This window comes from Longimicrobium sp., assembly GCF_036399935.1.
GTDB lineage: Bacteria > Gemmatimonadota > Gemmatimonadetes > Longimicrobiales > Longimicrobiaceae > Longimicrobium.
Genome location: NZ_DASWMD010000049.1, coordinates 26,078 through 36,901, shown reverse-complemented (window position 1 = coordinate 36,901; position 10,824 = coordinate 26,078). Strand labels below are relative to the sequence as shown.

General features: G+C 71.4%; 6 protein-coding genes and 1 pseudogene. All 7 read left to right on the top strand.

The window, feature by feature from the left end:
- Positions 1-119, top strand: a pseudogene (locus VGB24_RS15725) (IS5/IS1182 family transposase); the annotation flags it as partial.
- Between the two features lie 625 nt (positions 120-744).
- A complete protein-coding gene (locus tag VGB24_RS15720; protein WP_331073901.1) occupies positions 745-1,779 on the top strand; it encodes an extracellular solute-binding protein in 1,035 nt (344 codons plus the stop codon).
- A complete protein-coding gene (locus VGB24_RS15715) occupies positions 1,776-2,891 on the top strand; it encodes an ABC transporter ATP-binding protein (RefSeq protein WP_331073900.1) in 1,116 nt (371 codons plus the stop codon). The genes VGB24_RS15720 and VGB24_RS15715 overlap by 4 nt, the downstream gene beginning before the upstream one ends.
- 586 nt (positions 2,892-3,477) lie before the next feature.
- Complete coding sequence (locus tag VGB24_RS15710; RefSeq protein WP_331073899.1) at positions 3,478-4,950, top strand: ATPase domain-containing protein; 1,473 nt, start codon at positions 3,478-3,480, stop codon at positions 4,948-4,950.
- On the top strand, positions 4,947-6,224 hold the full coding sequence (locus VGB24_RS15705; protein ID WP_331073898.1) for a hybrid sensor histidine kinase/response regulator: 1,278 nt from the start codon (positions 4,947-4,949) through the stop codon (positions 6,222-6,224). The genes VGB24_RS15710 and VGB24_RS15705 overlap by 4 nt, the downstream gene beginning before the upstream one ends.
- Before the next feature lie 25 nt (positions 6,225-6,249).
- On the top strand, positions 6,250-7,923 hold the full coding sequence (locus VGB24_RS15700) for an iron ABC transporter permease (RefSeq protein WP_331073897.1): 1,674 nt from the start codon (positions 6,250-6,252) through the stop codon (positions 7,921-7,923).
- 810 nt (positions 7,924-8,733) lie between these two features.
- On the top strand, positions 8,734-10,494 hold the full coding sequence (locus VGB24_RS15695) for a hypothetical protein (protein ID WP_331073896.1): 1,761 nt from the start codon (positions 8,734-8,736) through the stop codon (positions 10,492-10,494).
- The last annotated feature ends 330 nt before the right edge of the window (positions 10,495-10,824 follow it).

Below are 10,824 nucleotides of genomic sequence, written 5' to 3'. Positions count from 1 at the left end.
CTTGGCTGGGGCGCTGCCGCCGGTTGAGCAAGGACTATGAGGGCCTAATGGAGAGCAGCGAAGCATGGATCCATCTTGCGATGTCGGGTCTCATGCTCCGTCGGCTTCGGCCAAGTTGACGTTTCTCAACACCCTCTGAGGTCCGGACGACGGAGCGCCAAGGCCTGTCATCCTGAGGTCCGGACGACGGAGCGCCAAGGCCTGTCATCCTTGAGGCCCAGGCGCACAGAAGCAGCCCGCAGCACATCCGTCGCGGGCCGAAGGATCTAGCCTGGGGCACGTACAAACTGGGGCGCGGCAGCGGTCGCCGAAGCCGAGGCCTCGGCTGCCGTGGGGCCCTCACCCGGCCGCGCTGACACGCGTGCCACCCTCTCCCACAAACAGCGTGGGAGAGGGGGTACACTTCGGGGTTGGGGTGCAAGCGGGCAGGCCCGGTGCTCGGGCGGGCGCCCCCCATCCCCAGCCCTTCCCCCGCAAACAGCCGAGGTGGAAGGGAGCCAGTCCGTTGCGCGGGGCCGGCCGAAGCGCAGTTCAGGTCTCCCCCTCCCCTGCGCAGCGGGGGACGAGGGCCGGGGGGAGGGGGCTCCCAAGGCATTCACCGGCAGCCAGCCCTCATCCGGTGTGAATTCCCCCCTCTCCCGCGCAGTTTGCGGGGGAGGGGCCGGGGGAGGGGGAACCCGCGGCATGCGCCGAGGCCACTCGCCCGACCGAAGTTTTCGCAGTTGAAACCTGGAACGACCAACCATGCTGACCACCGCCCGCGGGCTTTCCATCCTGGCACTCGCCGCCCTCACCACCGCCTGCGGAGGCGGCGACGGCCGGCAGGTGCTCACCGTGTATTCACCACACGGGCGTGAAATGCTGCAGGCGTTCGAAAAGCGATTCGAGGCCGCCAATCCCACGATCGACCTGCAGTACGTCGACATGGGATCGCAGGAGGTGTTCGACCGCGTCCGCTCCGAAAAGGCGAACCCGCAGGCCGACGTGTGGTGGGGCGCCCCGGCGAACATGTTCGAGCAGGCCGCCGCCGACTCCATGCTGCAGCCCTTCACCCCGTCGTGGGCCACGGCCGTCCCCGCCGAGGCGAAGGACCCCGAGGGCTACTGGTTCGGCACCTACATCACCCCCGAGGTCATCGCCTACAACACGCAGGTGGTGCCCGCCGCCGAGGCGCCCAAGGACTGGGACGACGTGCTCGATCCCAGGTGGAAGGGCAAGGTGCTCATCCGCGATCCCATGGCCAGCGGCACCATGCGCACCATCTTCGGGATGGTGGTGCAGCGCGGCCTTCGCGCCACGGGCGACACGGCGCAGGGGTTCCAGTGGCTTCGCCGGCTGGACGCCAACACCAAGCAGTACGTCCTGAATCCCACCATGCTGTACCAGATGCTGGCGCGCCAGGAAGGCCACGTGACGCTCTGGGCGCTGCCGGACATCGAGATGGTGCGCGCGCAGTACCCCATCGAGTACACCATCCCCACCAGCGGTACGCCGCTCATCGTGGACGCCGTCGCCATCGTCCGCGGCGCGCCGAACGCGGAGGCGGCCAGGGTCTTCGTGGAGTACATCGGCGGGAACGCCGCGCTGGGCCCGGCCGTGCGCGAGTTCTTCCGGCTCCCCGCGCGCACCGACTTTCCGCAGGACTCCATGCCTCCGCGCCTGCGTGCCGCACAGGAGAAGCTGGTCGCCGAGCCCATGGACTGGAAGCTCCTCCAGGAGCGCGGCAACGAGTGGATGCGCCACTGGGACGAAAACGTCCGCAACCGGGGCGGGAAGTGACGTCGACCGTGCCCGTCGCCGCACCCTCGTCCGCCTCGCAGCCGATCCTGTCGCTGGACGGCATCACCCGGCGCTTCGGCGAGACGACGGCGGTGGATGCGGTGTCGCTGCAGGTGCCCGCGGGCGAGTTTCTGACGCTGCTGGGGCCCTCCGGCTGCGGAAAAACGACGACGCTGCGGATGATCGCGGGGTTCGAGCATCCCACGTCGGGCCGCATCGTCCTGGGCGGGCGCGAGGTGACGGCCCTGCCGCCGCAGAAGCGCGACGTGGGGATGGTGTTCCAGAACTATGCGCTCTTCCCCCACCTGGACGTGTGGGAGAACGTGGCGTTCGGCCTCAAGTCGCGCGGCGACAGGAAGGACGTCGTGGGGCCGCGGGTGGAGCGGGCGCTGGGGCTGGTGGAGCTGGCGGGCTACGGAAAGCGGAAGGTGCAGGAGTTGTCCGGCGGGCAGCAGCAGCGCGTGGCGCTGGCCCGCGCGCTGGCGCCCGAGCCGCCGCTGCTGCTGCTCGACGAGCCGCTGAGCAACCTGGACGCCGCCCTGCGCGAGCGCACCCGCGACGAGTTGCGCGCGCTGCTCAAGAGCCTGGGGATGACGGCCATCTTCGTGACCCACGACCAGGAAGAGGCATTCGCGCTGTCGGACCGCATCGCCGTGATGGAGCGCGGGCGGCTTCAGCAGGTGGGCTCGCCCGAGGAGCTGTACGGAGCGCCGGCGAACGCGTTCGTGGCGTCGTTCCTGGGCCGCGCCAACTTCCTGGATGCCACGGTGGGCTCGGTGGATGGAGATCGCGCCGTCTGCCGGCTCGCGGGCGGGGCGGCGTGGACCGCGGCGCTCTCGGCGGATGCGCCCCGTGCTCCCGGCGCGCCGCTGCGGGTGATGGTGAGACCCGAGGGGCTGGAGCTCGCCGGGACCGATGCCGTGGGCGCGCTCCCCGGCCGCGTGCTGGACCGCCGCTACGCGGGGTCGGCCACGTTTTACCGGGTGGCGCTGGACGGCGGCCCCGAGGTGCTGATCCACGGGCGCCCGCACGAGGCGTCCGCCGGCGACGCGGTGCGGGTGGCGCTGCATCCCCGCGCCGAGCCCGTGGCGTATCCCGTGGAGGCGCGGTAGGCGGGTCCCCCTCCCCCGGCCCCTCCCCCGCAAACTGCGCGGGAGAGGGGGGAACGTCACACCGGATGAGGGCGGGCTGCCGGTGCATGCCTTGGGAGCCCCCTCCCCCCGGCCCGCCCCCCGGCCCCCGCTGCGCAGGGGAGGGGGAGACCTGAATTGCGCATCGGCTGGCCTCGCGCAACAGACTGGCTCCCTTCCCCCGCGGCTGTTTGCGGGGGAAGGGTTGGGGATGGGGGGCGGCCGAGGCATGCAACCGGACCTCGTTCGGAACGCCACTCGGACCTTGTGGTGTGTATCCCCTCGCCCACGCTGTTTGTGGGAGAGGGGGGCACGCGTGTCAGCGCGGCCGGGTGAGGGCCCCACGCCAGCCGAGGCCTCGGCTACGGTGACCGCTGCCGCGCCCAACCGATTACGCATCCGCCGCTAGATCCTTCGCCCCGCCGGGACGGGTGATCGGGCGAATGCGGTGCGCCTGGGGCTCAGGATGACGGTGTTCGGTGCGTGCGCGAGGGGTTGGCGCGGTTCATGTATTCGGGATCGCCGAAATGCTACGGCGGCCTTTCCAAACATCCAGCGAGGATCTCACGTGGATACCGGCACTCCGCGGCGCCCAACGGGGCTGCCCGGCCTCGACGAAGTGCTTCATGGAGGCCTGGTCCCGGAACGCGCGTACCTGGTGCGCGGCGGCCCCGGCACCGGAAAGACCACGCTGGGGCTTCACTTCCTGGCCGCCGGCGTGGCGCTGGGCGAGCGGGCGCTGCTGATCACCCTGGAATCGTCGGAAACGCAGCTTCGCAGCGACGCGGCGGCGCAGGGGCTGGACCTGTCGGGCATCTCCTTCCTGGACCTGAGCCCCACGCGCGAGTTCTTCGCGCAGAACCAGAGCTACGACATCTTCTCCCCCGCCGACGTGGAGCGCGACCCCACCACGCGGCAGATCGTGGAAACCATCGAAGGGCTCAAGCCGCAGCGGGTGTTCGTCGACGCGGTCACCACGCTTCGCTACCTGGCACCCGACGCCTTCCAGTTCCGCAAGCAGGCGCTGTCCTTCGTCCGCTACCTGGTGGAGCACGGCGCCACGGTGCTGCTGAGCTCCGAGCCTACGGACAGCGTTCCCGACGACGACCTGCGCTTCATGAGCGACGGGATCATCGACCTGGAAATCTCTGCCGAGTACGGCGTGCTCCGGCGCTACCTGAGCGTCAACAAGCTGCGCGGGTCGGACTTCGAGGGCGGCCGCCACTCCATGCGCCTGACCGCGACCGGCATGGAGGTGTACCCGCGCCTGGTGCCCGCCGCGCACGAGCGGCCTTTCGACCCCGACCCCATCGCCTCCGGCATCGGCGAGCTGGACGAGATGCTGTGCGGCGGCATCGAGCGGGGCACCATCACCATCCTCAGCGGACCCAGCGGCGTGGGAAAGACCACGCTCGGCATGCAGTTCATGAAGGAAGCGGCCACCCGCGGCGAACGCTCGGTGGTGTACGCGTTCGAAGAGGGGCTGGAAACGCTGCTTCACCGCTGTGACAGCGTGGGCATCTCCGTGCGCGACATGATGACCGACGGGTCGCTCCACGTCGTGGAGATCGAGCCGCTGCGCTTCTCGCCCGGCGAGTTTGCGCTGATGGTGAGGCGCGAGGTGGAGGAGCGGGGGGTGAAGATCGTGATGATCGACGGGGTTTCGGGATACCGGCTGACGCTGGCGGGCGACGACCTGGTGATGCACCTGCACTCGCTGGGGCGTTACCTGAAGAACATGGGCGTTACCGTGCTGCTGGTGAACGAGACCGATTCCATCACCGGCGACTTCCGCGCGACCGACATCGGCGTGAGCTACCTGTGCGACAACCTCATCTTCCTTCGCTACCTGGAGATGGGCGGCGAGCTGCGCAAGACGGTGGGCGTGCTGAAGAAGCGGCTCAGCGACTTCGCGAAGACACTGAGGGAGATCGAGGTCACCTGCGACGGTGTGCAGGTGGGCGCCCCGCTCGCCGGCCTTCGCGGCGTGCTGACCGGCACGCCGGAGCGGGTGCGCCACGACGATCCCCCGCGCGAATGAACGGCGCCCCGGCGGCGGACCCCGTCCGCGCCACGTCCGAGGCACCGCGCCCGCCGGAGGGGCGCGGCAGCCGCATCCTGCTGCTGCTGGACCAGCCCGAGAACCGGTCGCTGCTGGCCGGCGAGCTGTCGCGCGATTACGCCGTGGTGCCGGCGGAGGACGACGAGGCGCTGGACGGAGAGTTCGACCTGTGCGTGCTGGACGGACGCGCGCTCGACCGCCTGTGGGAGCGGGTGCAGCGCCGGAAGACGGCCGAGCACCCGGCCTTCCTCCCCGTGCTGCTGGTGACCTCGCGGCCGGGGGTGAAGATGATCACCCGGCACGTGTGGCGCAGCGTCGACGAACTGATCATCGCCCCCATCGAGCGCCCCGAGCTGCGGGCGCGGGTGGAGATTTTGCTGCGCGCGCGGCGGCTGTCGCTGGAGCTGCGCCGCCGCGCGGAGGAAGCGCGCGCCCTGGCTGCGCGGCTGGAGCAGCGGGCGGCCGAGATGCAGGCGCAGTCCGAGGCGCTGGAGCGGCGCACGCGCGAGCTGCAGGCCACCACCGAGCAGCTGGAGGAGCGCACCGGCGCGGCCGAAGAGGCCAACCGCGCCAAGAGCCAGTTCCTGGCCACCATGAGCCACGAGCTGCGCACCCCGCTGAACGCCATCGGCGGGTACGCCGACCTCATCGAGATGGGCATCCGCGGGCCGGTCACACAGCAGCAGCGGGAGGACCTGGTGCGCATCCAGGCCAGCCAGCGGCACCTGCTGGGGCTGATCAACGAGGTGCTGAACTACGCCAAGCTGGAAACGGGCACCGTCCACTACCAGATCGGCGAAGTGACCGTGAGCTCCGCCCTCGCTTCGGCCGAGGCGCTGGTGGCGCCGCAGGCCCAGGCCAAGGGGCTGGCGCTGGAGGTGGAGACGTGCGAAGACGACTTCGTGGTCTGCGCCGACGAAGAGAAGCTGCGGCAGATCCTGGCGAACCTGCTTTCCAACGCCGTAAAGTTCACCGATGCAGGCGGAACGGTGACGCTGCGCTGCGACTCGGTGGGCCCGAACGCCGTGTTCGTGGTCGCCGACACGGGAATGGGCATTCCGCCGGACAAGCTCGACGCCATCTTCGAGCCGTTCGTGCAGCTGCGGTCGGACCTCACGCGCACCGCGGAGGGCACGGGGCTGGGGCTGGCCATCAGCCGCGACCTGGCGGTGGGCATGCGCGGCGACCTGACGGCCGAGAGCACCCCGGGGCGGGGAAGCACCTTTACGCTCACCCTGCCGCGCGCCGGCTGACGCGACCATCCTCTCCACGATCCACATGAGCGACCGGAACGACGCGCGGCGCACGTCGCGGGGCACGCTGCTGCTGATGGCGGCGGTCGCCTTCGTGCTGCTGTGGCTGGTGCTTTATCCCAACCTGTTCGTGCTGGCCGACAGCGTGCTCGACGGCGGGCGCTTCACTACCGAGCACTACGCGCGCTTCCTGGGCAGCCGCTCGGAACGCGAGGCGCTGTGGAACAGCGTGTGGATCTCGCTGGCCAGCGTGGTCCTTTCCGCGCTGATCGGAGTTCCGCTCGCCTTTCTCTTCGCCCGGCGCGACTTTCCCGGGCGGCGCGTGCTGGGCGCGCTGGCGGCCATGCCCGTGCTGCTGCCCCCGCTGGTGGGCACCATCTCCTTCCTGTTCCTCTACGGCGAAAGCGGGTTCCTGACGCGCGGCGTGCAGGCGCTGTTCGGGATGGAGCAGGCGCCCTGGCGGATGACCGGCGCGTGGGCGGTGCTGCTGGTGCATGCGTACACGATGTACGTCTACTTCTACCTGTTCACCTCCGCCGGATTGTCGCGGCTGGATTCCGGCTACGCCGAGGCCGCCGCGGCCCTGGGCGCCGGCTGGTGGACCACCATGCGCCGCGTCACCCTGCCCATGCTGGCGCCCGCCCTGGGCGGCGCCGCGCTGCTGGTGTTCATGACGTCGATGGCGTCGTTCAGCGCGCCGTACGTGTTCGGCGGCGGCTTTCGCGTGCTCACCACGCAATTGTTCAACAGCAAGCTGAACGGCGAAGACGGGCTGGTGGCGGTGGAGGCCGTGGTGCTGGCCGCTGCGTCGATGCTGTTCCTGGTGCTGCTTCAGCGCTACGAGAGCAGCCGCGAGTACACCGGCGCGGGCAAGGGGCTGTCTGCGGCGCCGCCGGCCGCGGGCGGGCGGGGGCACGTGCTCTCCCTCGCGGCGACGGCGCTGGTGGGCTTCCTTCTGCTCCCCCACGCCACGGTGCTGCTGATCTCGTTCGTCCCCGAGGGCACGTGGACCACGCAGACGCTGCCCCCCTCGTACTCGGCCGAGAACTACACGCGGCTGTTCGGCGATTCGCAGCGGCTGGTGCCCATCCTCAACTCGCTGCGCATGGCGACGGTGGCTACCATCGCCAACGTCATCTTCGCCTATGGCGCCGCCTGGCTGATGTCGCGGAAGAAGCTGCGCGGGCGCGGCCTGGTGTCGGCGCTGGTGGCGCTGCCGTGGGCGCTGCCGGGCACGGTGCTGGCCATCGCGCTGGTGTTCACCTTCAACGTGCACCAGCCGCTGGCCGGCCGCTTCGTGCTGGTGGGCACCTTCGCCATCCTGCCGCTGGCGTACTTCATCCGCAACATCCCACTGGTCACGCGGGCCGCGCTCACCAGCTTCCGGCAGATGGACCCCGCGCTGGAAGAGGCCGCCGCCTCGCTGGGCGCTTCGCGCTGGACGACGGCGCGCCGCGTGGTGCTGCCGCTGGTGCTTCCCGGGCTGGCCGCGGGGGCGCTGCTGGCGTTCGTGACGGCGCTGGGCGAGTTCGTCGCCAGCATCCTGCTGTACACGCACCGCACGCGGCCCATCTCGGTGGAGATGCTGTCCAGCCTGCGCGGCTTCGACTTCGGCGGCGCCGCGGCGTACGGGGTGATCCTGATCGTGCTGGTGGGCGTGGTCTTCGCCTTCGGGCACAAGAACGTCGCCGGGGGATAGGGAGCGTTTCGAACGGTCTCGGTGCGGCCCGAGGCGCCCCCCATCCCCAACCCTTCCCCCGCAAACCGCCGCGGGGGAAGGGAGCCGGTGTGGTGCATCATGCCAGCCGAAGCGCCATAGCTTGTCATCCTGAGGCCCAAGCGCGCCACACCTGCCCGTACGCCATCCCACGCGGGCCGAAGGATCTTGCCGCGGAAGGGAAACGAGCCGGGGCGCGGCAGCGGGCACGAGGCCCTGGGACTCGGACGCCCGGCATGGGAGCACGCCCGGCCCGACCAGAGGCCTCGGCCCTGCTGGGGCGACTGAAGTCGCGGCTGGAACGTCACGAAGTCCGCCTTCGCGGACTGCACCTGCCGTTCGAGTGCACGACCCGGCCGAAGCGCGATCGAATTCTCCCCTCTCCCGCTTGCGGGAGAGGGGCCGGGGGAGAGGGCAGCCGGGGCATGCACCGGCCCCGTTCGAAACGCCCCGACCCTGCGGCCTCTGCACTGATGCACGCTGCCGCGCCCAAGCTGAGGAGTGACGCAGGCCAGATCCTTCGGCCCGCGGAGGGCGGTGTGCGGGCAAGTGCGGTGTGGCTTGGCCTTCAGGATGACAGGGCTGCGGTGCACGCCCAAAGTGTGGATACGCACGACACTGGCTCCCTTCCCCCGCGCAGTTTGCGGGGGAAGGGCTGGGGATGGGGGGCGCCCGGCCGACGCGCCGGACCTGGTCGATACACGATCGAAGTTCTCCCCACTGGCCCGCGCGATGCAGCGCAATCATCCACTCCCGCTTCGCCGCACCACTCCTCACGCAGGGTCGCCGCGCATGGTCCCAATCCTCGTCCGAAGCGCAGTTCTCGCGGGTGCCGTCCTCGTCCCTTTCACCGCATCCGCGCAGGCCCGGTTCACCGCGGGCAGCGCGCCTCCGGCCGCCGTCCAGCGCGTGGATTCCGCCGCCGTGCTGCGCCAGGCGCGGAGCGCGCAGTCGGCGTTCGAGCACTTTCGCTACCGCCACATCCCCATCAGCCTGGGCGGCGTGGGAAGCTCGCAACGGTGCGACCACCGGGTGGGCCGGTTCTGCTTCTGGCTGGACGACGACAACGAGGCGGACCCGCCCCCCGAGCACCGCAGGGTTCCGCCCCGCCGCGCGGAGCTGATCGCTGCCTTGGACCGGGCGGCGGCCGCGCTGCCGGGAGACGGGTGGATCGCGGGGCAGCGCGTGCGGTACCTGTCCGAGGCAGGGCAGGGGGAGCGGGCGGTCGCCGCCGCGCGCGAGTGCCGCGCCCAGCCGTGGTGGTGCGCCGCGCTGGAAGGCTACGCGCTTCACGACGCCGGCCGCTTCGCCGAGTCCGAGGCCGCGTTCACGCGCGCGCTCGGCGGAATGCCCGCCGCCGCACGCGAGGAGTGGACGGACCTTCTGCCGCTGCTTCCCGCGGATGCGGGCCGCGCCTGGCGGCGCGCGAACGCGGGCGAGCGCGAGGCGCTCGCCCGGCGGGTGTGGTGGCTGGCCGACCCCCTGTGGTCGGAGCCGGGGAACGACCGCTGGACGGAGCACGCCACCCGCTGGGTGTTCCACCGCATGCAGCAGCGCGCCCGGATCACTGAGGGGCTGCCGTGGGGGGAGGACTCGGGCGAGCTGCTGGTGCGCTACGGCCGCCACGTGTGGTGGGAGCGTTACGTCCGCGGCGCGGGGAGGCAGGACGGTCTGGTCAGCTACGTGAAGCCGCGCACCAGCGAGTTCCTTCCGCCGCTCGCCGCCGCCATGGACCCGGCCCGGCTGGACGAAGGGGCGTGGGAGGACGACGGCGTTCCCGACGTCACGCGGTACGCCCCGGCGTACGCCCACCGGTTCGTGGCGCTGCCCCACGACCTGGCCGTCTTCCGGCGGGGCGCCGAGGCCGAGGTGGTGGCCGCGTACGCCATGGAGCGCGACAGCCTTCCGCCCGCCCCCCGCATCCGCGCCGCGCTCGTCGCGATGGCCGAAGTGGACGCGCCCGCCCGCGTGGTCCGGGCCACGGGCGACTCGCCGACGGGTGCGCTGCGGCTGCGGCTGGCGCCGGGGGCCACGGTCGTCAGCCTGGAGGTGCGCGAGGATTCCACGCGCATCGTCGGCCGGTGGCGGCAGGCGATGGTGGTGCAGCCCGGCGAGCACGCGTCGGACCTGCTGCTGCTTGCCGACGCGCAGGCCCGCCCGGCCGCGCTGGACGAGGCCGCTCCCCTGGCCCGCGGCAGCGGCACCGCCGCCCCGGGCGAAACCTTCGCCGTGTTTTGGGAGATGTACGACGTGCCGCCGGGAACGGACAGCATGGGCGTGGCGCTTCAACTGGTGCCGGGGCAGCCCGGGTGGGGGCGCAGGCAGCTGGAGGCCGTGGGGCTGGCGCGCGCGGGGCGGGCGGTGAGCATGCGGTGGAACGAGGAGGCGCAGAGCGGCCCCATCGTCGGCCGCTCGCTGGGCGTGAGGCTTCCGCCGGACCTGCGCCCGGGCGAATACACGCTGGAGGTGGAGGTGCGGGTTCCCGGGCGCGCCCCCGTCGTCATCCGCCGCCCCCTCACAGTGGCCCGCCCGCGGGAGGACGGAAGGCGCTGATCGAAAGAGGAGTTGCGGCGCCATCCCCCGGCACGGGCGACTGAAGTCGCTGCAACAACGACACGAAGTCCGCCTGCGCGGACTGGCCTGCACTGGTGTGGCGGAGGCCTGGGCGGCGCGCCCGGACTTCCCACGGCAGCTGCGGCGCACGTGCAGGTGAAGCCCCGAGCGGGACGCGACAGCGGCCCGAGTCGGGGCTTTCCGCTTTCCCAGCGGCGGGTTCACCCGCTCCGGGGCGGTGGGGGCTTTCCACTTTCCGAATGGGTTTACGCTCAATGCCAACCCCGGGCAACCCGAACCCCTGCCGCACGCAACTGCAACGAACTGCTG

Excerpts from the sequence above, each read along its gene's own strand:
- VGB24_RS15695 (WP_331073896.1), top strand. The coding sequence starts at position 8,734 with ATGGTCCCAATCCTCGTCCGAAGCGCAGTTCTCGCGGGTGCCGTCCTC.
- VGB24_RS15720 (WP_331073901.1), top strand. The coding sequence starts at position 745 with ATGCTGACCACCGCCCGCGGGCTTTCCATCCTGGCACTCGCCGCCCTC.
- VGB24_RS15705 (WP_331073898.1), top strand. The coding sequence starts at position 4,947 with ATGAACGGCGCCCCGGCGGCGGACCCCGTCCGCGCCACGTCCGAGGCA.
- VGB24_RS15700 (WP_331073897.1), top strand. The coding sequence starts at position 6,250 with ATGAGCGACCGGAACGACGCGCGGCGCACGTCGCGGGGCACGCTGCTG.